This is a genomic window from Floricoccus tropicus (assembly GCF_001832905.1).
Taxonomy (GTDB): Bacteria; Bacillota; Bacilli; order Lactobacillales; family Streptococcaceae; genus Floricoccus; species Floricoccus tropicus.
Map to the genome: position 1 here is coordinate 360,625 of NZ_MKIR01000012.1, position 25,269 is coordinate 385,893.

Annotated in this window: 26 protein-coding genes; 2 read left to right on the forward strand and 24 right to left on the reverse strand. The window is 32.7% G+C overall.

The genetic code is table 11. The features are described 5' to 3' along the window. The first annotated feature begins 160 nt into the window (after positions 1–160). Entirely contained in the window at positions 161–316 is a 156-nt protein-coding gene (locus BG261_RS11540) for a hypothetical protein (protein ID WP_164496960.1), read from the forward strand. A gap of 81 nt (positions 317–397) precedes the next feature. Here BG261_RS11540 and BG261_RS05545 read toward each other — a convergent pair whose 3' ends face one another. From BG261_RS05545 to BG261_RS05600, 13 genes are all read right to left on the reverse strand, one after another. Beyond that, positions 398–1,015, reverse strand: a complete 618-nt coding sequence (locus BG261_RS05545; protein WP_070792162.1) for a TIGR01906 family membrane protein — start codon at positions 1,013–1,015, stop codon at positions 398–400. After that, a complete protein-coding gene (locus tag BG261_RS05550) occupies positions 1,005–2,402 on the reverse strand; it encodes a nicotinate phosphoribosyltransferase (RefSeq protein WP_070792163.1) in 1,398 nt (465 codons plus the stop codon). Before BG261_RS05550 ends, BG261_RS05545 begins: the two co-directional genes overlap by 11 nt. Before the next feature lie 181 nt (positions 2,403–2,583). Then, positions 2,584–3,348, reverse strand: coding sequence for a TIGR01457 family HAD-type hydrolase (locus BG261_RS05555; RefSeq protein WP_070792164.1), 765 nt, complete (start codon positions 3,346–3,348; stop codon positions 2,584–2,586). Beyond that, positions 3,345–4,082, reverse strand: coding sequence for an acyl-[acyl-carrier-protein] thioesterase (locus BG261_RS05560; protein WP_070792205.1), 738 nt, complete (start codon positions 4,080–4,082; stop codon positions 3,345–3,347). Before BG261_RS05560 ends, BG261_RS05555 begins: the two co-directional genes overlap by 4 nt. Positions 4,083–4,203: 121 nt before the next feature. Beyond that, entirely contained in the window at positions 4,204–4,977 is a 774-nt protein-coding gene (locus BG261_RS05565; protein ID WP_233278902.1) for a glycoside hydrolase family 25 protein, read from the reverse strand. A 176-nt stretch (positions 4,978–5,153) separates the two neighbouring features. Next, positions 5,154–6,272, reverse strand: coding sequence for a radical SAM family heme chaperone HemW (gene hemW / locus BG261_RS05570; RefSeq protein WP_070792166.1), 1,119 nt, complete (start codon positions 6,270–6,272; stop codon positions 5,154–5,156). Then, complete coding sequence (locus BG261_RS05575; RefSeq protein WP_070792167.1) at positions 6,260–7,204, reverse strand: bifunctional riboflavin kinase/FAD synthetase; 945 nt, start codon at positions 7,202–7,204, stop codon at positions 6,260–6,262. The genes hemW and BG261_RS05575 overlap by 13 nt, the downstream gene beginning before the upstream one ends. 10 nt (positions 7,205–7,214) lie before the next feature. Beyond that, entirely contained in the window at positions 7,215–8,132 is a 918-nt protein-coding gene (truB, locus tag BG261_RS05580) for a tRNA pseudouridine(55) synthase TruB (RefSeq protein ID WP_070792168.1), read from the reverse strand. After that, positions 8,129–8,401 (reverse strand): DUF1905 domain-containing protein, encoded by a 273-nt coding sequence (locus BG261_RS05585; protein ID WP_070792169.1) that lies wholly within the window; start codon positions 8,399–8,401, stop codon positions 8,129–8,131. Before BG261_RS05585 ends, truB begins: the two co-directional genes overlap by 4 nt. Then, positions 8,394–10,718, reverse strand: coding sequence for a DNA helicase PcrA (gene pcrA, locus BG261_RS05590; RefSeq protein ID WP_070792170.1), 2,325 nt, complete (start codon positions 10,716–10,718; stop codon positions 8,394–8,396). The genes BG261_RS05585 and pcrA overlap by 8 nt, the downstream gene beginning before the upstream one ends. 115 nt (positions 10,719–10,833) lie before the next feature. Further along, positions 10,834–10,968: a hypothetical protein gene (locus BG261_RS11670; RefSeq protein WP_267887294.1), complete on the reverse strand. Its 135-nt coding sequence runs from the start codon at positions 10,966–10,968 to the stop codon at positions 10,834–10,836. A 148-nt stretch (positions 10,969–11,116) separates the two neighbouring features. Beyond that, the gene (locus BG261_RS05595; protein ID WP_143603365.1) at positions 11,117–11,743 is read right to left on the reverse strand and encodes a hypothetical protein; all 627 of its coding nucleotides are present in this window, start codon (positions 11,741–11,743) and stop codon (positions 11,117–11,119) included. A gap of 15 nt (positions 11,744–11,758) precedes the next feature. Next, entirely contained in the window at positions 11,759–12,208 is a 450-nt protein-coding gene (locus BG261_RS05600; RefSeq protein WP_070792172.1) for a PH domain-containing protein, read from the reverse strand. Positions 12,209–12,344: 136 nt separating this feature from the next. Here BG261_RS05600 and BG261_RS05605 point away from each other — a divergent pair, with 136 nt between their 5' ends. Further along, a complete protein-coding gene (locus BG261_RS05605) occupies positions 12,345–12,950 on the forward strand; it encodes a hypothetical protein (protein WP_070792173.1) in 606 nt (201 codons plus the stop codon). A 54-nt stretch (positions 12,951–13,004) separates the two neighbouring features. On the opposite strand, the gene BG261_RS05610 is transcribed toward BG261_RS05605, so the two are convergent. From BG261_RS05610 to ispG, 11 genes are all read right to left on the reverse strand, one after another. Next, the gene (locus tag BG261_RS05610) at positions 13,005–13,703 is read right to left on the reverse strand and encodes a carbonic anhydrase family protein (RefSeq protein ID WP_070792174.1); all 699 of its coding nucleotides are present in this window, start codon (positions 13,701–13,703) and stop codon (positions 13,005–13,007) included. 131 nt (positions 13,704–13,834) lie between these two features. After that, complete coding sequence (locus tag BG261_RS05615) at positions 13,835–14,407, reverse strand: dTDP-4-dehydrorhamnose 3,5-epimerase family protein (protein ID WP_070792175.1); 573 nt, start codon at positions 14,405–14,407, stop codon at positions 13,835–13,837. Between the two features lie 80 nt (positions 14,408–14,487). After that, on the reverse strand, positions 14,488–14,859 hold the full coding sequence (locus BG261_RS05620; protein WP_083312981.1) for a VOC family protein: 372 nt from the start codon (positions 14,857–14,859) through the stop codon (positions 14,488–14,490). Further along, positions 14,849–17,470, reverse strand: coding sequence for an alanine--tRNA ligase (gene alaS / locus BG261_RS05625; protein ID WP_070792176.1), 2,622 nt, complete (start codon positions 17,468–17,470; stop codon positions 14,849–14,851). Before alaS ends, BG261_RS05620 begins: the two co-directional genes overlap by 11 nt. A gap of 37 nt (positions 17,471–17,507) precedes the next feature. Continuing rightward, on the reverse strand, positions 17,508–18,020 hold the full coding sequence (locus BG261_RS05630; protein WP_070792177.1) for an LURP-one-related/scramblase family protein: 513 nt from the start codon (positions 18,018–18,020) through the stop codon (positions 17,508–17,510). 206 nt (positions 18,021–18,226) lie between these two features. Further along, positions 18,227–19,156 (reverse strand): peptidylprolyl isomerase, encoded by a 930-nt coding sequence (locus BG261_RS05635; RefSeq protein ID WP_070792178.1) that lies wholly within the window; start codon positions 19,154–19,156, stop codon positions 18,227–18,229. A gap of 190 nt (positions 19,157–19,346) precedes the next feature. After that, entirely contained in the window at positions 19,347–20,057 is a 711-nt protein-coding gene (locus BG261_RS05640; protein WP_070792179.1) for an O-methyltransferase, read from the reverse strand. Then, positions 20,050–21,858, reverse strand: a complete 1,809-nt coding sequence (pepF, locus tag BG261_RS05645) for an oligoendopeptidase F (RefSeq protein WP_070792180.1) — start codon at positions 21,856–21,858, stop codon at positions 20,050–20,052. Before pepF ends, BG261_RS05640 begins: the two co-directional genes overlap by 8 nt. A 38-nt stretch (positions 21,859–21,896) precedes the next feature. Beyond that, on the reverse strand, positions 21,897–22,874 hold the full coding sequence (locus BG261_RS05650) for a competence protein CoiA (RefSeq protein WP_070792181.1): 978 nt from the start codon (positions 22,872–22,874) through the stop codon (positions 21,897–21,899). A 64-nt stretch (positions 22,875–22,938) separates the two neighbouring features. Beyond that, positions 22,939–24,027, reverse strand: a complete 1,089-nt coding sequence (locus tag BG261_RS05655) for a YdcF family protein (RefSeq protein ID WP_158007182.1) — start codon at positions 24,025–24,027, stop codon at positions 22,939–22,941. Continuing rightward, the gene (gene ispG, locus BG261_RS05660; protein WP_070792182.1) at positions 24,011–25,114 is read right to left on the reverse strand and encodes a flavodoxin-dependent (E)-4-hydroxy-3-methylbut-2-enyl-diphosphate synthase; all 1,104 of its coding nucleotides are present in this window, start codon (positions 25,112–25,114) and stop codon (positions 24,011–24,013) included. The genes BG261_RS05655 and ispG overlap by 17 nt, the downstream gene beginning before the upstream one ends. Between the last annotated feature and the right edge of the window lie 155 nt (positions 25,115–25,269).

Below are 25,269 nucleotides of genomic sequence, written 5' to 3' on the forward strand. Positions count from 1 at the left end.
CTTATTATTCAAAATATATATTTTGTCTTTCCTGAAAATTTCTGGTGTTATTCCTAATTATTTGCTATTAAATTAATTGAGTGCTATACTAAAGATTGGAATTTCGTTATATTAATTGATGCCTTTCAAAGAAATATTATAAAGAAAGGAGAATGCAAATATGACATTCTATAAAAATAATAATGAGTTAGACTATCGTGTAACACTCAATACTGATTTGAACCTTTTCATCGTTTTTGATAAAAATGATTCAAACCATGTAGCAACCGGTACTACTATTGAACAAGCCGTAGCTGAACTCAACAAAACTGCATAATTAGAAAGTGAGAACCCAATCATGGTCGATTGTGATTCGCAGTAAAAAAGCATTTACCCCAGAACAAGGTAGATGCTTTTATTATTGTCTTTTTTTGTTTTTTCTAAAGCCTGATCTATAAACTAAATAGAAGAAAAGGAAATATAAAACAGCAAATATTATAAAACAGTGCATAAAATATTCTTCTGGTAGTACATTGATTATCGGATCCGTATTTGGATCAAACATCCAGGAATCATCTGAGAAAAATATTTTATGGAAATTTATAAAAATCATATCAAAACTTGTAAAGAAACCTACAAGAGCAATCATTATTGGCAGCGCTAGGAAGAAACGTAACACATTTCTATACATTAATGCTAAATTACGACGCATAAAGCTAATAAAGAATGGGAATCCAATTAAAGTTGTTCCAAAAGCAATTTGGAAAAGTCGTTTTACATCAGCAAAATGTTTTGCTCCAGGTTTTGAGGTAGGAAAATCTGGCATATTCAACACTTTATCAAATGGATAGATTAAATAGTGCATAAGTATGTTGAAATTATCCACTATAGTTTCCTTAGTTTGGTTTGCATATTCAGGAATCTTCAAATAGTCAATATCAAAATGAAATAGTGGAACAGAAAGTAATACCGTCAAACTCACAGCACTTCCTATAATAAATAAAATTGTAAAAATTAATGTAATTCTATTCTTCATCAAAGCAAGCAGCCTCTGCTCTTCTAATTATATTTTCAAAATCATCAGGATAGTAACTACCATCTTCATAGATCGTACGTAATATATTCTCCCCTTCATCATTTAAGCCAACAGTTTTTAAATTTCCATCTTCAAGAATAACTTTAAACTTACCTGCTTTTGAAGTTTTACTTGCATCAGTCTTTGGTTTCTTTTGGATATTAAAGCCAGTTCCATCTGCTCTCTCACCATAAGATGCTTTCAGAGCAAAGCGTTCTGTATCACGAGTAAATCCTTCTTGAAGAAGTCCTCCACCTGAACCAACTACAATATTATCAGCTGACCATCCAAGGTCTGTTAATTTTTGATAAAGCTCTTTGATACTTTCTCGCTTCATACCATCACCTTGAATTACACCGACATTACTATTTAGAACCTTATAGCCTTTTTCATTTTCACTATATCCAAATATCTTTCCTAATTCTTCTATAACTTGAAGGGGTGTGTCAATTGGATTCCCTGAATCCGGTCGGAAAACGACACGGCCAGGACGAGCGACAATTTTATTCTTTATTTTGTCAGATCCAACCACATCTTTAATAAAGGCAAATGTATCATATGAATCGATAACGATTGAAATTGCAGTATTTTCATCAGAACGATCTAACTGAGCATTTAGGTATTCAAACTCTCCTTGTTCAGGCCCATATGATGTGGCAACTGAATGTTCTGTTGCCCAAATACTTTGTCCACGACCACTAAAGTCATATATGTGTTCAATAGCAAGATCTGCAGCCATATTATCTGTTCCTTGGAAGTTGACTAGATGAGCAGCGCCACCACGTTCTCCTGCTTGTAAACTTGTTACACCACGTAATCCAAAATCATTAACTGCCCAAGGAAGATTTGCGATATCGCCAGTATTCTTAAAGAACGGTACTAAATCTTTTTTTATGAAAAAATCATTTGTTGCAATAGTCGTTGGATACCATACATGCATCAGCATTGTCTCCAAAGCGTTTAATGTGGTAGCAAACCATGGCTCAGTGGATTCCAAAGTAAATAATACAGTTCCAGTTGGAACCAAAGTCCCTTCAGGAATCGCCATAATTTTCACAGGCCAATAGCCTAGATCACGAACTTTTTCCCACACTGGACGATTGAAGTATTCTTTTGTCCCAAAAGTCAATTCAGCTACTTTCTCAGCTTCATCAATCATCTCATCAGTTATTGGTTCTAGAAAATGGTCGTGAATTACCATTTGTAAACCAAAGAAAATTGTTTGGTCGAAAACTCCCCCTTTTCGAGCTTCACCGTATGAATAAAGCTTAGTTAATCCTTCTGGATACTCTTTCCAATGAGTAAGTTTATATGCGTCAGTATTTAAAATTGGATTTTGATAAGTCATAGTGCCAACTTTCTATTATTGATTTTTAATACATCTATTTTATCATATGTTATAAAACTTACAAAATATAGACTACAAAAAGGAAATCATATGATTTCCTTTTTAGGTAATGCTATTATCTAAAATACTATGGAATATATAAATGAGCTAATCATAATATATTGATGGGCTCTTTTCTATGCTAGAATTCCCAGTCGTCCAAAGAATCAATTACATATGTTGGTGCAACTGGTAGATTAGGTACATCTTCTTTTTGTGTAAATCCTGTCAAAACAAGTAAACTATCAATATCGTTTTCAATTCCAGCATTAATATCAGTTAGGTAGTTATCCCCAACCATTATTAAATCTTTCTTGTCAAAGCCAAGTTTATCCACTGCCTTGTCCATAATTACAGCTTCTGGCTTACCAATTATTACTGGTTTAACCCTTGTCGCTACTTCAATCAACTTGATTATTGAACCTGCACCAGGTAATAGTCCACGTTCAGTTGGAATATTCAAATCAGGATTTGTTCCAATGAATGTTGCACCAGACTGCACTGCTAGAGTTGCAAGTGTCAATTTATCATAAGTTAAATCATTATCAAGGCCTACAACTACATATGCAGGATTTTCTTCTCTTTCAATATATCCAGCATTGTAAACTGCGTCTTTAAGACCTTGTTCACCAATAACGTATGCTGTTTTTTCACGTCCTAATTCGTTCATATAATCAACTGTAGCAAGGCTTGCTGTGTAGATTGTTTCAACAGGAGTATCAATATCAAACATTGTAGTTAATCTATGTTGAACATGCTCTGGTGTCTTCGTAGTATTATTTGTAACAAATAAATAGGGAATATTATTTTCTTGCAGACGCTTAACAAAACGAGTACCTGCCTCTATTTTATTTTCTCCTAGATAAATAGTACCATCTAAATCTAACAAGTAACCTTTATATTTCATTTATTTCTCTTCCTCCAAATAATTTCAGCTTGAGCATTTTTCTCACTACCTGTGTAAATTTCATGATAAGTAGTCGAATCTTCCACTAGAACTTTACTCTCAACCTGACTTCCGTAATGAATTTCTTTTATATATTTAAAGTACATTGTCGTTGGTTCATAATCTGTTAAAAATTGATCATCAAGTACATCTACTAGCCAATCAAAATACTTTGTATTATTTACATGACCGTTGATGTCTAAATCATAGAATCTTACAGAATATGGATGTTCTATTGTATAATTTTCAATTTTTTTATATTTATTTCCACGGACAAGTTTATTTAATTTTTCTGAGTGATAAGGTGCGACAATTTCATCAGTAATATTTTCGATTTTTCTCTCTTGTAAATTCATAAGTGACCAAGTTGAAGATATTTTAACTAATTCTTGTCCATCCTGATCATAATAAACAAAATCACGATAGGTGAAAAATTTATTATAAGATGTAGCTTCGGTAACAATTTTTAGTTTTTCTTCATACACAGGTAAGCGAGTAATTTCGAATTTATATTCAAGTACCACCCATGCACATCCATATGTGTCAATTAAATATTTATCACTCCTACCAAGTACGCTACTTTGTTCACCAGAAACTTCCAATGCAACACTCATCAAATTTGGTAACTTCATATTACTGTTAACATCTGCGTCAAAATAGCTAACAGTATAGTCTTTTGAATATTTTAATCCCATAGTCATCTCTCTTTCCTGTTTTAATTTTATCATAAAAAATTAAAGACTTCTTCTATCAATTATCCTTGCATTATCCTAATTAGAATTTTTCAACAAAAAAAGAGCCTAAGCTCTTGGAATTCTATTTATAAGTAAATATCTTTTCATAGTCTTCTCTACTAGTTGCAATGTTAAAGTCTAATTGATTAGGATAACCATTAAGTTTTCCTTGCGAAGTATATTGATGGAGTTCATAGTGTTTATCCGTTTCTGGTCTAGAATCAAGAAATCCCGTATCTCCACCATAATGTGCAAACCATATGGCATTAAATTTATCAATATTTATTTGAAAAGCTGATAAAAACCAATCTTGAGTATAAATACCAATATTTTCTACTCCTAGGCTTTCAAGCTCGTCTCTAAATGCCTCAACTCCTGCGTTCATATCGGTCATAGTCTCTTCTTCAACATCAACCCACCAATAAGTTGGAGTATATTCTTTTGCTCTGTCATAAAAGTCGCGCGCTTCCTTACGCATCTCTTTCTCACTTCGACCATTTGCATAAGCATAAACTGCAACAGGGACATTCCTATTTTGAAATTCTTCAATATGTTTCTTGTAAGATTTATCTTCACCTGAGGAAGTTGAAGCAGCATTATTTTTAACAGAACCACCACCATGTTGAACCCTTACTATAGCTCCAACAATTTGACTACTTATCTGATCATAGTCCATTTCTTGAGGAAGTTGCCAGCCAGATATATCTATTATCGGAGCTTGAACATTTACCTCTTCAAAATTTACATTATTAAGTTGCCTGTTATGTATATTTTGGGTAATAGAATCATTAGCAGATCCTTCAAAAATACTTGTGAAACTAGAATTCTCATACAAACTAGACAAAAAAACTAACACAATAGCTCCAAAAGATATCATGAAAATAGTTTTTAGTTTCAGTTTATTTCTCATATAATTTATATTTTTTTCTTTTCAAAAATTTCAATCCTATCTATACAATTTAATGTATAAAAGAAAGATATTTAATTCTATCATAAATAAGTTAGTGAGTCATCATCATTTAGACCTATCTACTAATCAAGTAAAAAACTTTCAAATACTTCATTTCCCAAAAGAAAACCTTTTTTGGTCATATAAATACTTCCATCTTGAATTTCAACAAGTTCTTGAGTGATTAATTTTTTCACTTCTTTTCCAAAAAGTTTTTCAAAATCTTCCTCAAATTTTGCTTCGAAATCAGAAATGTTTACTCCTGATTTTTTTCGCAATCCAAGAAACATTTCTTCTTCCATATGAGCTTTCTTATCCAAAACTTCTTCTGAAACTATCTTATTTTGATGGGATAAATAATGATGGACTGGGCCAAAATTTTTATAACGTGTATTATCAATAAATCCACTTGCACCAGCCCCAATACCATAATATTCTTCGTTATTCCAATAAACTAAATTATGTTTACTTTCAAAACCAGGTCTTGAAAAATTGGATACTTCATAGTGTTCATAACCTTCGAGTTCTAAATTATCAATTATATATTGATACATTTCAGCATCAGTATCTTCATTAGGTAAATTAAGTTTTCCACGTCTCATACGATTCATAAAAATTGTATGATTTTCTAAAATTAGACTATAGAGCGCTACATGCGGAAGATCCAAAGCAAGAACCTTTTTTAAATCCTCTTTAACTTGATCAAAAGTTTGACCAGGTAAAGCATAGATTAAATCAATCGAAATATTTTTAAAACCATGATTTTTCAAAAGCTCAATATTATGATAAACATCTTCACTAGTATGGCTACGACCAATCTTTTTTAAAAGCTTGTCATCAAAAGTTTGGACACCCAGAGAAACTCTATTTACAGGACTATTTTCAAGGACTGAGATTTTTTCTTCATCCAAGTCCCCAGGATTTGCTTCAATAGTAAATTCTTCTAACTTCGATAAATCTAAATTTCTTGTAAGTCCAACAAGCAATTTTTCAAGCTGATGACTATTTAAAGCTGTCGGAGTACCACCACCAATATACAAAGTTCGTAATTCTTCAATGTTGTAAGAATCAAACTCAGCTATTAAAGAATCAATGTACTCATCAACTGGCTGATTTTTTATGAATACTTTTGAAAAGTCACAATAATAGCAAATTTGTGTACAAAAAGGAATATGAACATAGGCGCTTTTTACTTGACCCATTTTCTAGCCTTTTCTTCATCATCTTTTAACTGTTCAACTAACATTTCGATACTATCAAATTTAACCATATCTCTTATACGATCAAGCCAGATAAGTTCTAATTTTTCACCATATATGTCGCCTGAAAAATCTAAAATATTAACTTCTAAGCGTAATTCTGTGCCGTCAAAAGTTACATTTTTACCAACACTTGCCATTCCACGATAGGTCTTCCCATCATAATTTACATCAACTACGTAGACACCATCATCAGGTAAATGAACATTATCGGTTAAGACAAGATTAGCAGTTGGAAATCCTAATGTCCTACCACGCGCATCTCCGTGAACCACGATTCCTTCAATCATAAAATTATAACCAAGTAAATTATTAGCTAGTTTTATATTTCCTTTATCAATAGCATCACGTATTCTTGAAGAAGAAATTTTATCGGTTAATTCTTCATTTTCTCCATATTCTAAAGGTTCTCTAACTGCTGGTACGGTTACCACTTTGCCAGAGAAATTTTTTCTTAAATACTCTGCTCCCATACGTTCATTACCAAATGTATAGTCAAATCCTGTAACTACTACTTTAGCTCCAAGATCTTCAATGTAATTACGAATAAAATCATCAGCTTTAGTATGAGCAAATTTTGAAGTGAAATCTGTTAAATATAAAGAATCGACACCATACTCTTCAAATTTCTTTAATCTATCCTCGGTTGTTGATAAATGTTTTAATAAATCAGGCTTAAATTTAGTGAATGCTAATTTAGGACTTTCTGGAAATGTAAGAACTGAAATCTTCAAATTTAATATTTGAGATAATTTTTTTGCCTCATCAAAAAGAGCCTTATGCCCTCTATGAAGACCATCAAAATATCCCAAAACTAAAATTGTATCTTCTGTTTTTTTTACATCATATATTGTATCTATTTTTATAACTTCCACTATATTGCTCCTAATTTTCTATAAGTACTTTTTTAGGCTTATAGGATTCTTTTTTTGTTGGATGTGGCATATAAATTGCCACTAATTTGTCTTGATAAAATGTTGCTAAAAGCTCTTGTGTTTCCAAAACCTGACTTGGAATTTCTGACACTTCTAAAAACTTCCCTACTATTACTCGTTCAAATTGTTCATCACTTAAATCAAGTCGAACCATATCTGCTACACCATACTCCATAGGCATGAGGATTTCATCAATTCTTCCCTCGTCCTTAAAATTGGCTACTTCAGATAATTTATGTGCTTGCTCAATTTGCAGTCCGGCACTGGCTGATCTTTTTAAGCTAGACATGTGTCCAGCATAAGATAATTTGGCAGCGAGGTCAACAGCTAAAGTACGAACATATGTTCCCTTGCTACAAACAACACGGAAGTCAAATCTAGCAAGGTTATCTTCATAGGTAATCGGACTTGTTCTTTCAAAGTCATAAATTGTAACCTCTCTTTGAGGTCTTTCTACTTCTTGCCCAGCTCTAGCATATTCATACAGCTTTCGCCCGTTAACCTTAACTGCTGAGTACATAGGGGGAATCTGAATTATTGGACCCACAAACTCTTGCATGGTAGCATCAACAAGCTTTTCATCAAGTTTTTCAGTTACTGGAGTTTTCTCAACGACTTCACCAGAAGCATCCTCAGTTTCAGTCGAGAACCCAAGAGTAACCTGGCCTTCATAGACCTTACCAGCCTCTGTCATAAATTCAAGAACTTTGGTAGCCTTCCCGACCGCGATAGGCAATACACCTTCTACATCTGGATCAAGCGTCCCACCATGTCCGATTTTTTTCGTACCAAGAATTCGTCTCAGCTTAAAAACACAATCGTGCGAAGTCATCCCAGCTTCCTTATAAAAATTTATGATTCCATTCATTTGATTCTTTCCTTTAATTCAATATTCACTGTATCACCATAGGTCTTATTAATAGACTTTCTGATTTCCCTTCGAACACCTAAGATGTGGCATTCTGTTTTCATTCTTACTAACTGACCATGATAGCTAAAACCATCAATTAATACATCGACTAATACTCTTTTCTTACCAAAAAGAGCCTCAACATCAAAAGGAATTTCAATATAAGAAGCATCCATATCTGGATTCTTTAGAAGTTTTGCCTGAAATTTTATCTTCTGACTAGTCATCCGTTTTCTTCTCAATTGGTGCCATCTGAGCTAAAAGTCGTTTCATACCAACTTCTGGGAAAGATATTTTCAGCTCCATTGCCCTTCCTTCACCTTTAACGTCAAGGACTGTACCTACACCCCATTTTTTATGAACTGCTTTATCACCAATATCCCATGAAGTTCCACTAGATTGGTTGCTATTATCTTGCTTAAGCGGTCTGGTTCTAGCACTTGCTGATGCGCTCCTTCTTGCTTGATTTTCTGCATTACGTGAATTACCATTATTCATCATTTGTGATAATGACATTCCTTGACCACTTCCAAATTTATTAGAAAGTGATGACGAATCTCTATAAGTAGCATTAAATGCAGTTCCGCTACCAGCAGGTCTTGCTTGTCCAGTATAAGTTAATAAATCTGAACTTATTTCATTCAAGAAACGACTAGGACGATTATAGCTTGATTTACCATACATAGTACGACTTGATGCATTGGTCAGATATAAAACTTCCTCTGCACGAGTAATCCCAACATAGGCAAGACGACGTTCCTCTTCAAGTTCATCTGGCTCCTCAGTTGCTCGGTTAAGTGGGAAAATACCTTCTTCAAGACCAATTACAAAGACAACTGGAAATTCCAAACCTTTTGCAGCATGAAGAGTCATAAGAGTAACCTGTGACTGCTCTTCCTCATAATCATCTGTGTCAGCAATCAATGAAAGATCATTTAAGAAACGGCTTAAACGTTCAAGTCCAGTCTCACCCTCAATCTTGTCAGCTTTCTCATCAAAATTTTGCGTAACAGTATAAAATTCTTCAATATTCTCAATACGAGCCTGACTCTCGAGATTATTTTGCATCACAAGAGCGTCCATATAGCCTGTCTTCTTCAAAACTTCCTTAGTTAAGTCCGTAATTGTGTAGTTATCCATATTATCAGCCAAGTTAGACAAAAGCATGCTTAGGTCAAAAATAGCTTGCGCTGCTTTCCCTTTAATTCCACTCAAAGTGACTTCACGTCCTGCTTCTAAAAGTGAGTAGTCATAAGCTAATGCAAAATCTCTTAGTTTTTCAACAGTTCCTGGACCAACTCCACGTTTTGGTTCATTGACTATTCTTTCAAAACTCATATTATCACGCTCATTAGCGATTACATTAAGATATGAAATTACATCACGAATTTCCTTGCGACTGTAGAACTTTGTTCCACCAACCATCGTATAAGGAATATTGGATTTTAGGAATGCTTCCTCAATGTTACGGCTTTGAGCATTTGTACGATATAAAACTGCAAAATCACTATAAGTCCTATTATTTTGGCTAATCTCTGAATTTATCATTCCAGCAACAAAAAGAGCTTCATCTCTTTCATCATTTGCACGATTATAAATAATCTTTTCACCTTCATCACGACTTGTCCAAAGTTTTTTATCACGACGATTTATATTGTTTTTTATTACATCATTAGCTGCAGCTAAAATATTTTTAGAAGAACGGTAATTTTCTTCTAATAAAACTACCTTAGCATCAGGATAGTCATCTTCAAAATCTAAAATATTCTGCATATCAGCACCACGCCAACCATAAATTGATTGGTCAGCATCACCAACAACACAGATATTTCTGAAACGAGCAGCTAAGGTCTTAACTAACTGATATTGCGCGTGGTTTGTATCTTGGTACTCATCCACATGAATATATTGATAACGACTTTGATAGTATGTAAGCACCTCTTGATTATCAAATAATCTTAAGGTGTTCATAATCAAATCATCAAAGTCCATTGACTCACTTCTTTTTAATTCTTTATCATACTCAAGATAGCACTTAGCAACTACCTCTTGATACATATTTCCTGCTTTATTTGCATATGCTTCTGCAGTTAATAAATCATTTTTTGCATTTGAAATTGTTGAAAGAATACCTTTAGCATCCCATTTTTTAGGGTCTAAATTCATTGCTTTCAAAATTCTTTTCATTAGTGTTCTTTGTTCACCAGGATCAACAATTGTAAAATTACGATTATAACCTATTTGATCAGCATCACGACGTAATATTCTCACACACATACTGTGAAAAGTTGCAATTAAAGAATCTTGGGCTCTTGGAGTCAGTGCAACTGCACGTTCCCTCATTTCTCTTGCTGCTTTATTGGTAAACGTTATGGCTAATATATTCCATGGATTAACCATCTTCTCTTCTATCAAGTAGGCAATACGGTGAGTTAAGACACGTGTCTTCCCAGAACCTGCTCCCGCCATTATTAAAAGCGGACCTTCAGTCGTTACAACTGCCTCAGCCTGCTTGTCATTCATCTTATCTAGTAAAGGATTCATTCTTATCTCCTTGTAAAAAAATCTTCCTCCATTATACCAAAAAAACACCTGATTTTCTCATCAAGTGTCTCTCTTCTTTTGAAGTAATCTCCTCATTATAACAAATAACAAAATCTTATTTTTTCTTAAATGCTAAATAAAGAATTATCAAGAGTAAAATAAATCCCATTGCCAAAACAATCGGCATATTATTTCTAACAAACATTGCTGTATCGGTATCTGTTCTCCCTACAACACTCCTTGAATTCATAAGATCCCCCAATCAGATTTTCTAAATTCTTCCCATATATACAATATCATATTTAAAAGTTAAATTTTGTTGATTATCTTAAAAGGTAAAAGAATATCATAAAAGGTTTAAATCAATAGATAGCTAGAATAATTTATTTAATATCAATTCACATATTTATATTAATTATTAATTTATCATATAAATCGTTAGATTCAAAAATATCTACAACTGAAATAAGTAGAGACAATAATATTATTGCTAGGAAAAACCAACTTGTTGTTTGGTACTTAAAACTTTCCATCAAAGAATAAATAAATGTAACAATTGTGAGGCAAAGAGTAATAACAGAAACAATGCTTATTGTAATTGAAATAATAAACAACCAACAGAATTGCTTGAAATTACTATCATTTATTTTCTTTAATAAATTATATAACTTATACTTTTGAAAAATGATACTTATTAACATAATCAGAAGTATCACTACCAGAATTACTAGCAGCAAAATGATAACCAATGCTATTATAAAACCACCCAAAATTATAATCCATCCAAATCCAGGGTTATCTTCTTCATTTATTAGTATGTTATTTAAAGCTCCCAAAAATAAACATGATATAAGCTCACATACGAAGAGTATTACAAATGCTGACTTCTGATTTTGTTTTAAAGAATCTATTAATCTTTTCATCATAAATAATGGATTATCTACAACATTAGGAGAATCACCATTTATGATTTTATCTTCGATCCTCATGCTATTAATCTCTTGATTATATTTTTCCTTATTCATAATTTAATATGCTTTCTAAAGTATCTGCTCAGATTTGCAGTATTGACATTTAGCATATTGTCCTCTAGTACCAGAAATTTGCGCTCCACAAGTTATACACTTTGTTGTAACTTTACTATCATTTTTTGATTTGATTAAGTTAGTAATCTCCTCAATCCATTTTTGTCGGCTAGCGCCTCTATCAAAACTAAAAATTAAACTTCTATCCTGAAAATCAATTTCTAAGTACTTAAGATTGTGTTTTTCAACTTCAAAAGCTTGAACATTCCCATCAATTATTTTTATTTCATCAAGTGAAAAATAATCAATTTTTTTATTATCTCCAAAAAAACCTTTATTTATATAAATTATATTTTTATTAGTAAATATCACCTCATCAGTGGCAAGTGCCATTGATAAATCAGGTGTAATACCACTTTCTTTTAAGATGATATATTCATCATCAAGTAAATTTATTTTTGCCATATCCAACCAACACATTCTATAATTCGTTAATTATAATTATATATTATTTACTTTAATAATTATATAAAAATTATTTATTGAACTATTATCTACTACACTATATAATGTAATAAGTAAAAGAAAATTAGGAGAATTCATGGAAAAGCCACTACCAAAAATAATTATTGCTTTATTAATTGCAATTTTTATTGCCAACTATTCAGATACACTTACTGTAATAGTATTTCTAATTTCGTTATTGCTGTTTATATATGGATTAGTGATGTTATTCATTTACCTTTATCAAAAAAGACAAAATGTTAGATTACCTTCTATAATTTTGATTATTTCTTTTGCATTATTTGTAGTAAGTTTATCTTCTGGAGTAATTCATTCATCTGAAGACTCACCCTATATTCAACAAATAATTAAAGGTAAGAACAAAAAAACTGCACAGCAAAATAAAACATACAAATCTGATGGCTATGAGAAAGTCCCTAATACATTTTTAATGAAAAAAGAGGATGTTGAAAAAGAAATAACTGACCTTGGGCTCAAAGTTCGATTCTTTGATGCTAACTTACAAAGTGAAGCCGATAAAAAAAGAATATTAATTCCCGAAGGTACTTGTAACAAAGCAGAAACAGATAATACAAAATATTTTACGGAAAAAGATACTCCTGATGGCGAATCAGGTTACTATGCAAAAAAAGGGGCAACAATTATTGTTGGATATGCTACTAAAGATTACGATGGCAGATAAAATAAGGAAAAAGCATTGGGATTAACTAATCCTAATGCTTTTTTTAAATGAATATCATTTATAATAAATGTCTCTATCTCTTCTATCTTGAAGTGGTCGATTATTATTAGCTAATATTTCTTCCGAAAATTGATTTATAAAATTTCTAGACATTTTACCAATTTTATCAAAGACAAACCAATTTATTGGACCAGACGTTGGCGGTGTTGTCAGTGAGCCTAAATAATGGAAGAAGCTACTATCATTTGGTAAAAAAATACTTGGATTAAAAAATTCTTCATGATTTTCAAAATCCCAAATATTTTCAGGATTATTATCATCAATCCAATTCAATTCATCACTTAAATTATAAAGTGCACCAAGAACTAAGTTTTCTTGATGATTATTTGTATGTACTAAATGTACTTCCAAATCGTAAGTTTTACCGTTTATTTCATGCTCGCAAGGTAAATGAAAATGGATATCAGTTAAATGATACTTTTCTCCTTTGAAAACAACATAGCTTTCAGTATTATAAGGAACAAAATGAATTGTATTTTTAAACTCTTTCTCAGTAAATCTCTCTCTCAAATGATGGATTGATAACTCTTCCTCTATCGGAAGGCTATCACAGTCCTTTACGTTTAGAGAAATTGGAGACTGATATGGATACTTCGCACCTTCAGAATACCAGTCACAAAGGTTATGCCAATTCTCAGGACCCAGATCACCTGTGTAGTTCCACTCTACATCCATATTTCTTTTTATAGTCATGATAATGCTCCTATTCTATACTTTTAGATAGTATAGCAAAAACTTTTAATTTTCAATCAATCTAAAGCTTAAATATAGTATTTATACAAATATATCTGTATCAAAAAAAGTAGGAAAATCCTACTTTTTTATCATTGTTTAAGAAAGTCTTCAAACGTTGGGGCTGACATATCTTTTTCAGAAATCTGTTCAAGATCGTTAATATCAATATCAAGCGGCCACTTAATTCCTAATTTAGGATCTAATGGTGTCAAAGCCACTCCTGACATTCCTTGAGCCCATTCATTATCAAAGAAGTAAAGATATTCAGTATCATCAGTTAGCGCCTGAAACCCATTACAAACTCCTTGAGGCACAAACACTTGAACACCTGGCAGAAGTTCAACAGTTACCACATTTCCAAAAGTGCTGCTATCTCTTCTCGTGTCAACATAAACGCCAAAAGCTGAACCATATGCAACAGTAACAAGTTTTGACATAGCTTCGCCATGAAGACCACGAACTGCTCCACGTTTTGTACGTGTCAAATTAATTTGCTTCCATGAACAACCTGATTCCAAATTAATTGAAGAGTAGGCACTTTCCCTGTATAACTCACGTACAGTTCCTCTATTGTCTGTTACTCTTTTTGTATTAATTATTTTCAAGTCTTTAATCTTTGATTCTGATGCCTTAAAAGGTTCTATATGTAACTCTGCTTCCATGATAACCCCCTACATTTGTATTTTTGTTATTAAAATTCACTAATGTTATTTTGCAAGCCTTAATAACTAACTACTTCTTATTAATCTTCGATTACAGCAAAATATGTTCCTTCAATATCTGCAAAATTTGTAACTCTTACACCGTTATCAAATGTCATAATATCACTTGTTTGACCACCAGCTGCTTCAATTTTTAAATTAAGAGCTTCTAAATCAGATGAATGGAAAAGTACTGAAGGTTTATTGTCAGCAACTTCTGGCGACATCATTCTTACTTGCTCTATATCATACAAATTAAAGATAGTATTACTATCCAATGTTGGTTTAATAGTAACCAGTTTAGCTCCTGAAAAGTCTTCAGTCTCCGTTACGATAAATCCAATAGCATTCCAGAATGCTGCACTAGCTGCAACATTCTCCACATAAAGCATTACTTCCGTATTATTGTTCAATTGTTTGTCCTACTTTTTCTAGCAGTTCTGAAATACCAGCTGCATTTGTTCCACCTGCCATAGCCATATCAGGTTTTCCACCTCCACGACCATCAATAAATGGTGCTAAAGCTTTAACCAAGTCACCAGCTTTAATGTCTTTATCTTTGCTTGCTACTAGTAAGTTTACCTTGTCTCCAATAGCTGCCACTAAAACTAAAACTTGACTTGCATCTTTTTGCTTCCATACATCAGCAAGATTTCTAAGAGCTCCAGCATCCTTAACTGATACTTGCTCAGCAATATATGACACGCCATTTGCTTCTTTAACATTTTTGAAGATTTCTTCTGATTGGCTCGTTGCAAGTTTAGCAGAAAGACTTTCATTTTCTTTTTGTGCTTGTTTAAGATCTGATTGTAGATTTGTTACCTTATCAACCAACACTGAAAGTTGAGGCGCTTTAACCTGACTAGAAATTTCATTAAGGATTTTTTCTTGATCCTTAAATGTTTCATATGCTTTTTGACCAGTTACAGCTAGGATACGACGAGTTCCTGAACCAATTCCTTCTTCTTTAACTATTTTGAAAAGTCCAATTTCACTTGTATTACCAACATGAGTACCTCCACAAAGTTCAACTGAGAAATCACCAATAGTTACAACACGAACTTCTTTACCATATTTTTCACCAAATAGTGCCATAGCACCCATACCTTTTGCAGTCTCAACATCAGTTTCAATTGTATTGACATCAATTGCATTCCAAATTTCTTTGTTAACAAGTGTTTCAATTCTTTCAAGTTCTTCTGGAGTTACTGCAGAAAAATGAGTAAAGTCAAAACGTAAGAATTCTACTTCATTTAAAGAACCAGCTTGAACTGCGTGATTTCCAAGTACTTCATGAAGTGCAGCATGTAGAATATGAGTTGCAGTATGGTTTTTAGTAACACTATTACGACGCTTTGTATCAATTTCAAGTGTATATTTTTGACCTTCAACTAGTTCACTAGCTAATTCAAGTGTATGAAGATGTTGTCCATTTGGAGCACGTTGAACATCAACTACATTAGCTACAACCTGCCCTTCGCCATCTTTAATCACACCATAATCGGCTACTTGTCCACCCATTTCAGCATAGAAAGGTGTTTCAGCAAAGATTACTTGACCATAGTCATTAGTAGATTTAACACGTTCATCATCACGTACAATTGCAATTACTTCAGACTCCAAAGTTGATTTATTATAGTTAAATACTGAAGTATCTGTAAGACTAGATAGAACTTCACTTTGTGCACCCATACTACCACCTTTAACAGCACTAGCACGCGCACGCTCTTGTTGTTCCTTCATAGCGGCTTTAAATCCTTCATGGTCGATTTGGAAACCTTGATCTTCAGCAAGCTCTTCAGTTAATTCAACAGGGAAACCATATGTATCATAAAGTTTGAAAATATCTTCCCCAGATAGAGTATCTTTTCCATCAGCCTTAAGTTTTTCAAGCAAATCTTCAAGTAAACTTGAACCTGCATCAATTGTGCGTGCAAAAGTTTCCTCTTCACGTTTAACAATTTTTTCAATAAATTCTTTTTTCTCAGAAACTTCTGGGTAATAAGATTCCATAATTCGACCAACAGTTGGAACTAATTTATAAAGAAAGGCATCGTTAATTCCAAGTTTACGACCATGCATTACAGCGCGACGAAGTAAACGACGTAGCACATACCCACGACCCTCATTTCCTGGTAACGCACCGTCACCAATTGCGAATGCAAGAGAGCGAATATGGTCAGCAATAACTTTAAAGCTCATGTTATCCCCATAAGGATCATATTCTTTACCTGATAATGCTTCTACTTCACGAATAATAGGCATAAATAAGTCTGTTTCAAAGTTTGTTGGCGTTTCTTGTACAATTGAAACCATTCTTTCAAGACCCATACCTGTATCAATGTTTTTATGAGGTAGTTCTTTGTATTCACTACGAGGAATAGATGGATCAGCATTAAATTGGCTAAGAACAATATTCCAGATTTCGATATAACGATCATTTTCAATATCTTCTGCTAGTAATTTCACACCAACGTTTTCAGGATCATATTTAGTTCCACGGTCAAAGAATATCTCTGTATCAGGTCCGCTTGGTCCTGCACCAATCTCCCAGAAGTTATCCTCAATTGGAACAAGATGACTAGGATCAACGCCTAATTCAATCCAACGATTGTAAGAATCAGTATCGTCAGGATAATATGTCATATAAAGTTTATCCTTTGGAAAATCAAACCATTCTGGACTTGTTAATAATTCAAATCCCCATTCAATTGCTTCATCACGGAAATAATCTCCGATTGAAAAGTTTCCAAGCATTTCAAACATGGTATGGTGACGAGCAGTCTTACCAACATTTTCAATATCATTTGTACGGATTGCTTTTTGAGCATTTGTAATACGTGGATTTTCTGGGATTACAGAACCATCAAAATATTTTTTTAATGTTGCTACACCAGAATTAATCCATAGTAAGGTTGGATCATTTACTGGAACAAGTGAGACTGAAGGTTCAACTGTATGTCCTTTACTCTTAAAGAAGTCCAAAAACATTTGACGAACTTCTGCTGATGACATTTTTTTCATTATTTATATCTCCTATATGTTTATTATTAATTTTTGTTTAATTTCCTGAATTCGAAGAGCTTGATGCACTTCTACTTGACGCTTCTTGTTCTTTCACATAATCTATTGCAATGACAAGTGAAATTACTACATCTGAGTATTTTTCATCATATACTTGTATGTCATATGTTGAAGTGAGCTTAAACCATTTTTGACTAATACTAGCTACTTTTTTATTTCCTTCGAGAAGAGAGAAATTCATATTCCACCAGTCTCCTTTGACAGAAAGACCTAAACCATCAATTTGATATCTTGATTTGAAGAAAGTAAAATCTTTTTTTATTCTAAAATTTTGTCCATTAGCTAGGGATACATCGAATTTTGGTAAAAATTGAAATATTACCTTTGTAATTGTTGATACTCTATTTCCAAAAGAATCAGTAATTATAAATTGTTTGGGTATCTTCATAAATGAACCAGTGACATAATAATTAACGGCTCCATATTGATCAGTAATTTCAAATTTCCCACCAATTGACCAGAATCTTTGCTTAATTCTATACTCTTTCATGTGAATTTTCTCCCAATCTAAAAAGAAAAAACTCCACTGTAATGAGGGGCGAAAACCGCGGTACCACCCTCTTTTTACAATGAAGTTTCATTATCTCGTATTGTTTGATAAAAGTGTTTTCTCACCTTATAGCTTTTTAAAGCCGCACAAGTCAATTGTCTATTCTCACCATCTAAGACTCTCTGTATAGTTAACTATATTTTAAATTATTTTTTAGTAGTATCAGTAGTATATTGTGATAATGCATTACTGAAAGCTTTCTCTTTAATTGTAACATTGTATTCTTTTAGAAGATTACCAATTACACTAGATGTATACTTAGAATCAGACTCTTTTTCAGTCTTAATTGACTTTTCAAGGTCCTTTTTATACTTATTCATATCGTTACCTTTTTTGCTATTTTTTTCCATTTTAACAATATAGTAACTAGAAGCGCCTGTTGCTTGACTTGAAACTGTAATCACATCACTTACTTTACCATCTTCAAGTTTAAAGGCAGCATCCTTAACTTCCGTTGGAAGCTCAGTAGAATTAGAATCAAATTTCATTTCTCCGCCTTTATCTTTAGCAGAACCTACAGATTTTTCTTTTGCAATATCTCCAAATTTAGAATCATCTTTTTTAACTTCCTCAAGAACTTCCTTTGCAGTCTTTTCATCTGAAACTTGGATTACTCTTGCAGTTACTTCTGGATGGAACTTATCCCATGCAGTCTTCATATTTGCATCAGTATATTCTTTCTTAACTGCTTCATCAACAGCATATTTAACAAGTAGATTTGTCTTGATTGATGATTTATATGATTCTTCAGTTAAACCAGCCTGAGTTAAGGCAGTAGCAAATTGATCCCCATACTGTTCTTTAGTTTTATCATATTCAGCATTTACATCTTTATCACTTACTTTACCTTTATACTTATCCTCTAAGACATCATCTAGCACTAATTGTTGGACAATTTGCGTACCATTTGCAGAAGTATTAGATTTTGCAGCATTATAGAAATCAGTTACACGAATTGTATTACCTTTCATCGTAACGATATCAGTATTAGTTGAAGCCTCTTTTTGACCACACCCAGCAAGAGTAACCATGGCAAGTGCTGTTGCTGCTGTCAAAGTAATTTTTTTAAAATTCACAGTATTTCTCCTTTTTCTCTATAACGAGTTTATTATATCACAAAATCTTAAATACTTCTTAAAATCATGAATATAAAATTTTAAAAATAAATCTTTTAAAATAAAAATACATAATTTCAAAAATTAACATTTCAATATAAGATTTGGACTCTCATTACAGATATTCTAATTCAGATAGCTTATAGAAAACTTAATCCAAATCTAAATCAACATCCTCTTCATTTTTACGAATCATTAATATTCCATCACTCATTGGAATTAAACTTGCTGTCAATTTTTCATTATTAAGTACAGCATCGAATAACTTATTTAATCCCCTATGAATTGTCCTTTGCCCTCTTCTAATATCTTCAATGGGACGAACCACATCACCACCCTGAAATACATCATCAATTATTATGACACCACCTACTTCAAGCTTTTCTAAAATGTATGGTAAAAATACTATGTATTTTGATTTCGCTGAATCCATAAATACGAAATCAAATTTTTCATTGATTGTTGGTAGAACTTCCTGTGCTTCACCCTCTAAAAGAGTAATCTGACTATGTTTATCAAATTTTGCAAAATTTTCTTTAGCAAAAGCTATCATTTCAGGGTTTCGGTCTATTGTTGTAATCTGAACTCCAGGGACAGATTCTTTCATCAAAAGTGCCGAAAAACCAATTGCAGTTCCAATCTCCAAAATCTTCTTAGGTTGGATGGCCTGCAAAAGAAATTGAAAGTAAACAACTGTTTCATGTGGAATAACGGGAATATTCTCACGTTGAGCAAAATCAGCCAAGTCAGCCAGATAACCATCTAGCTGCTTTTGACTTGTTCGTAAAAATTCTACTATTTCTTCCTTAACAACAGGGCGACGCATGTTGCGATTGCTTCGTTCCCCGTATGACTTAACCATTTAGATGCGCTCCTTTAGCAACTAATTCCTCTAACTCAGTTAAACGAGTTTCAAAAACCTTAAATGCTTCGTCAAGATAGACTGAATTAGTCATATCCACACCTGCACGAGCAATCACATCAAGTGGATAATCACTGTTTCCAGCTTTTAGATAATTTAAATAGTTTTCCTTGTCTTGTTCAGTTCCGTGAACAATTTTTTCAGCTAAATAACTCGCAGCTGCAAAACCAGTTGAATATTGGAAAACATAGTAATTATAATAGAAATGAGGAATACGTGCCCATTCATATTGAATTTCTGGATTTTCTTCTTTTGAAATACCATAATACTTCTCATTTAAATCTGCATATAAATTATTAAGGAATTCACTTGTTAAAACAGTTCCAGCAGCATCCGCTTCATGAATATCATGTTCGAACTCAGCAAATTGAGTTTGACGGAATACAGTACCACGGAAACCATCCAGATAATGATTAAGAATAGCAAAACGAGTCTTATCATCCTTAATTTCTTCAAGTAAAGTTTCAGTTAATATATTTTCATTAGTTGTTGATGCAATCTCTGCTAAGAAGATTGAATAATCACCATATACATATGGTTGATTCTCTCTAGTAAAAGTTGAATGCATACTATGGCCCATTTCATGGACTAAAGTAAATAAGTTATCCAATGTATCGTGCCAGTTTAAAAGCATAAAGGCATCAGTATCGTATGAACCACCTGAATAGGCACCACTACGTTTTCCTTTATTTTCCTCAACATCAATCCATCTTTCATCAAATGAACGTTTCACACGTTCTAAATAATCTGGACCAAAAATTTTAAGTGTGTCGATTGTTTTATCAACTGCTTGATCATAAGTGAATTTATAATCAAGATCAGAAAGAGGTGCATACATATCGTACATTTTAAGATCATTGATTCCTAAAATTTCCTTACGCAAATTAACATAACGATGTAAAAGAGGAAGATGTTTATTAACACTCTCAACTAATGTATCAAATACACTTTCAGGAATATGATTTTCAGCAAGTGCGGCAGCTCGAGCTGAACTATATTTACGAGTTTTTGCTTGGAAGTTATGTACTTTAACGTTAGAACCTAGGGTCTTAGCATATGTATTTTGAAATTGATTGTAAATACTGTATAGAGCTTGGTATGCATTTTTTCTAATTTCACGGACCTTATTTTCCATAAATGAAATATAATTACCATGTGTTAATTGGACATCATTTCCTTCTGAATCTTTGATAGTCGGGAAGATAATATCTGCATTATCAAGAATTTCAAAAGTCTCAGCAGATGCTCCAAAAATTTCTCCGGCACCTGCTAGTAATGCTTCTTCAGCAGATGAAAGAACATGAGCTTTTTTACTTAATAATTTTTCAAAGAAATGATTAAAATCATTAAGTTCAGGCACTTCAACTTTAAACTCAGCTAATTCACCATCAGTAAGAGTCATGAATTCTGGCTCATAAAAGGCAAAAGTTTCACCAAATTTAGCATATAAAGCTGTTGCTTTTGCTTGTAATTCTTGATACTTAGCCACAGTAGTATCTTGGTCGTTCTTCATAGAAGCATATACATAAAGTTTCTCAACACGTTGAGCAATAGCTAGTTCAATCTTTGTGGTAGCAAGTAAAGATGCAGCTGAATCTGTTAGATGTCCAGCTAATTTCTTAGCGTCATCAAGTTCTTTAGAGACCACCTCGTACTCATCATCCCAAGCTTGATCAGTATCAAAAACACTAGTTAGATCCCATTTTCTATCTTCAGCAATTTCATTTCTATTTTTTGCCATAATAATCCTCTATCTTAATATTTTAAAATTTTGTCATTTTACATTTTACCATAAAAAGCAGGTGGGTACATCAATTGTCGACTAGTTTTGTCTCTTAATTTATAATATTTTATAAAATTCTCATAATATGGGGATAAATCCCTATTTATCTGTAAAAAACTACTATGATCACTTCCATTAATTAGCCACTTGTAGTAATTAAAACCTAGAGGAAAATACTGCACAGGATAATTTTTTATATCTCTTAAACTCAACCCTTTTTGATAATAAAGTCCAGCAAGTTCCATCCACTTGCCATTTTTTCGACGTAAATTCTGGCTTATATATAACTCCATGTCAGAAATTTTCTTTCCTTCAATTACTTCAGATTTTTGTTTCCTATATGGGAAACGCAATATATCTAATAAATTTCCTTTAAAAAAAGGGAATATTTTTTCTTTATAAATCAAGTTTCCTTTTAAATCTTCATGAATTAAATATTTTAAAACTATACATTTTTGTTTATTATGTAGTTCCCAGTAGTAGAAACCACAATTCATTGAAAAATATAAAAAGTTCATATTCAATCGATTCATTTTTTCACCCAAATGTAAGTTCTCTCCCAAAAGCCATAAAACAGAACATCCAATTTTCTTATATGATAAGGTTCTTTCACTTAAATATTTTAGTGAAAGAGAGCTACACTGTACTTCTAATGCAATATTTGATTCCACCATGATATCAGCTATTTGCATAATTTCTGGCAGATAATATTCAACTTGGGCATAAGTATCATAGTTAAGCCACTTATATAAATCCATTTTCAGTTGCAAATGCTCCTGACTCTCATTTTCTGAATAAAATTCGCAATTTTTTAATGATTTATGAGCAAAGTGCCTTGCTTTAATACTTCCATTTTTTAGGACAATTTTTCCTTTACAACCTGGGCAGAAAAATTCCCTCTCTTTAATATATTTAATGTTATCAACCTCCAATAAATTTATTATTTCCCCCGATAAATCTACAGCTGTTAACATATTAATCTCCTTTATTATTTATACGTTTTTATAAAAGAAAAATACCACCCTATGGATGGTAATGTTATACTGCATTTCTTGTAATATAGTTTGTAAAGATAACAAGTAATATATTCAATATTAAAATAAAAATAAGAAACTTAAGATGTTTTTTCTTATTACTATTTAAAACTGCAATAAATTCACGAATAAATGCGGGAATTCTATAGTACATTGCTGTCTTACTTCCAATACCCTGAGCATTTAATCCTAATTCTCTGGCAAATAATGCTGCTCTAAAAACATGATACTCACTTGAGAAGAAAAGAAATTTTTCCCCAATCACTTGAGACTTCTGTTCAATAATTCTTGAAGAGAAAACTAAATTCTCATAAGTAGTTCTGCTTTTATCTTCCAAAATAGTATGGTCCTCTGGATAATTCATGTTTTGAACTGCATAGTCTCTCATAGCAACTGCTTCAGGAACAAGTTCATCTGGTCCTTGACCACCAGAAAAGATAATTTGAGCCTTTTCTTGCTGCTTATTAGAATGATTTACGGCAACTTCAATTCTTGATCCTAAGAGCTTACCTATTTGATCACCATTAATTAATCCAGCTCCTAAAACAACAAAATAATTAGCTTTAGCACGCTTCATGAGCCAACCATAAATTACACTTGAGGCAAAGAAGACAATAAACTGCCAACCAATGTACATAATTAAAATTGGATATACATAAGTTAAAATTTTTAAATAGTCATATTTGGGAGGTAAATTACTTATTTTGCTAATAATTTTACCCATCAACCAAAAAGCTAAAAAACTTAAAGGAAGTAAGAGATTTGCTATACTATGGCTTTCTCTGCGCCAAACTTTAATACTTTCAACAATAATACCGATAAAAATAACAACCGAAAATATTAAAAATCCCATGACAAGAGTGATTGCTTCAATAATAAGCACACCTTCTGGTATGACACCTTGACCATTCAAATATAAAAGCAAGAGGTTGATACTAACAAAGATGAAGAAGGCCGAAAAGATTCCCCATCGACCTAGCTTCAAAGTGCGTGGATCAGTTCTAATCAAATTGATAAAAACCGTTAGGCACACAATCATTGGAACAACTGAAAATAAAATTATATAAAAATATGGATCACTCAGCATCTTCATGTAACTTACCTGTCTCCTGATAAAGTTTATACATGGCATCTATCTCTTTTTTGAATTCTTCAAGCATGACTTCTTCAGGTACAGTCTTAATAATTTTTCCTTTTTTGAAAAGCATACCTTTTCCGTCTCCACCTGCTAAACCAATATCTGCTTCACGCGCTTCCCCTGGACCATTTACACCACATCCAAGAATAGCAACAGTTATTGGTGCTTTGATATTAGCAATGTATTTTTCAAGTTCCGCAGCAATTGGAATTAAATCAATTTCAATACGTCCACAAGTTGGACAAGAAACAAGAGTTGCTGCATTATCAATTAAATTAAATGATTTTAAAACTTCACGAGCTACCTTGATTTCCTCCACAGGATCTGCAGAAAGTGAAATCCTCATTGTGTCACCAATTCCAAGTGAAAGCAGTGCCCCCATTCCAGCTGCAGATTTTATTGAACCAGAGAATAAAGGTCCTGATTCAGTAATTCCCAAATGAAGAGGATAATCAAATTCTTCAGCCGCAAGTTGATATGCCGCAAGTGCAAGTTCAACATTTGAAGCTTTCATTGAAATTATTATATCGTGAAAGTCTAAATCTTCAAGAATTTTTACATGTTCACGCGCACTTTCAAGCATTCCCATCGCAGTTGGATATCCATACTTTTTAAGGAATTTCTTCTCAAGCGAACCAGCATTAACCCCAATACGAATAGGGATGTTTTTTGCTTTACATGCCTCTACAACTTTTTGCACACGGTCTGTACGCCCAATATTTCCCGGATTGATTCGAATTTTATCAACACCCGATTCAATTGCTTGTAAGGCTAAACGATAGTCAAAATGGATATCAGCCACTAGAGGAATCGAGATCTGTGCTTTAATATCCTTAAGGGCAAGAGCTGCTTCCATGTCAGGAACCGCAACACGTACTATCTGACAACCAGCTTCTTCAAGTTCATGTATTTGAGCTACAGTAGCCTCCACATCCTGTGTTTTAGTAGTACACATTGATTGGATGATAACTTTATTACGACCACCAACCACAACATCACCAACCAATACAGGTCGGGTATTTCTTCTATGAGTTAAAGACATATAGTCACTTCTTTCTTTTTTAAATCAGAGTTCATTTTATCATACTTTTAAAAAAAAGATATTAAAATCACTCTATTCAATTTTAACTGATATTTAAATTCTTTTCAATCAATACAAAAAAGACCACTACAAGTATTGCAAATCAATTCTTGTAT

Excerpts from the sequence above, each read along its gene's own strand:
- BG261_RS11540 (WP_164496960.1), top strand. The coding sequence starts at position 161 with ATGACATTCTATAAAAATAATAATGAGTTAGACTATCGTGTAACACTC.
- BG261_RS05545 (WP_070792162.1), bottom strand. The coding sequence starts at position 1,015 with ATGAAGAATAGAATTACATTAATTTTTACAATTTTATTTATTATAGGA.
- BG261_RS05550 (WP_070792163.1), bottom strand. The coding sequence starts at position 2,402 with ATGACTTATCAAAATCCAATTTTAAATACTGACGCATATAAACTTACT.
- BG261_RS05555 (WP_070792164.1), bottom strand. The coding sequence starts at position 3,348 with ATGAAATATAAAGGTTACTTGTTAGATTTAGATGGTACTATTTATCTA.
- BG261_RS05560 (WP_070792205.1), bottom strand. The coding sequence starts at position 4,082 with ATGGGATTAAAATATTCAAAAGACTATACTGTTAGCTATTTTGACGCA.
- hemW (WP_070792166.1), bottom strand. The coding sequence starts at position 6,272 with ATGGGTCAAGTAAAAAGCGCCTATGTTCATATTCCTTTTTGTACACAA.
- truB (WP_070792168.1), bottom strand. The coding sequence starts at position 8,132 with ATGAATGGAATCATAAATTTTTATAAGGAAGCTGGGATGACTTCGCAC.
- BG261_RS05585 (WP_070792169.1), bottom strand. The coding sequence starts at position 8,401 with ATGACTAGTCAGAAGATAAAATTTCAGGCAAAACTTCTAAAGAATCCA.
- pcrA (WP_070792170.1), bottom strand. The coding sequence starts at position 10,718 with ATGAATCCTTTACTAGATAAGATGAATGACAAGCAGGCTGAGGCAGTT.
- BG261_RS11670 (WP_267887294.1), bottom strand. The coding sequence starts at position 10,968 with ATGAATTCAAGGAGTGTTGTAGGGAGAACAGATACCGATACAGCAATG.
- BG261_RS05595 (WP_143603365.1), bottom strand. The coding sequence starts at position 11,743 with ATGAATAAGGAAAAATATAATCAAGAGATTAATAGCATGAGGATCGAA.
- BG261_RS05600 (WP_070792172.1), bottom strand. The coding sequence starts at position 12,208 with ATGGCAAAAATAAATTTACTTGATGATGAATATATCATCTTAAAAGAA.
- BG261_RS05605 (WP_070792173.1), top strand. The coding sequence starts at position 12,345 with ATGGAAAAGCCACTACCAAAAATAATTATTGCTTTATTAATTGCAATT.
- BG261_RS05610 (WP_070792174.1), bottom strand. The coding sequence starts at position 13,703 with ATGACTATAAAAAGAAATATGGATGTAGAGTGGAACTACACAGGTGAT.
- BG261_RS05615 (WP_070792175.1), bottom strand. The coding sequence starts at position 14,407 with ATGGAAGCAGAGTTACATATAGAACCTTTTAAGGCATCAGAATCAAAG.
- alaS (WP_070792176.1), bottom strand. The coding sequence starts at position 17,470 with ATGAAAAAAATGTCATCAGCAGAAGTTCGTCAAATGTTTTTGGACTTC.
- BG261_RS05630 (WP_070792177.1), bottom strand. The coding sequence starts at position 18,020 with ATGAAAGAGTATAGAATTAAGCAAAGATTCTGGTCAATTGGTGGGAAA.
- BG261_RS05640 (WP_070792179.1), bottom strand. The coding sequence starts at position 20,057 with ATGGTTAAGTCATACGGGGAACGAAGCAATCGCAACATGCGTCGCCCT.
- pepF (WP_070792180.1), bottom strand. The coding sequence starts at position 21,858 with ATGGCAAAAAATAGAAATGAAATTGCTGAAGATAGAAAATGGGATCTA.
- BG261_RS05650 (WP_070792181.1), bottom strand. The coding sequence starts at position 22,874 with ATGTTAACAGCTGTAGATTTATCGGGGGAAATAATAAATTTATTGGAG.
- BG261_RS05655 (WP_158007182.1), bottom strand. The coding sequence starts at position 24,027 with ATGAAGATGCTGAGTGATCCATATTTTTATATAATTTTATTTTCAGTT.
- ispG (WP_070792182.1), bottom strand. The coding sequence starts at position 25,114 with ATGTCTTTAACTCATAGAAGAAATACCCGACCTGTATTGGTTGGTGAT.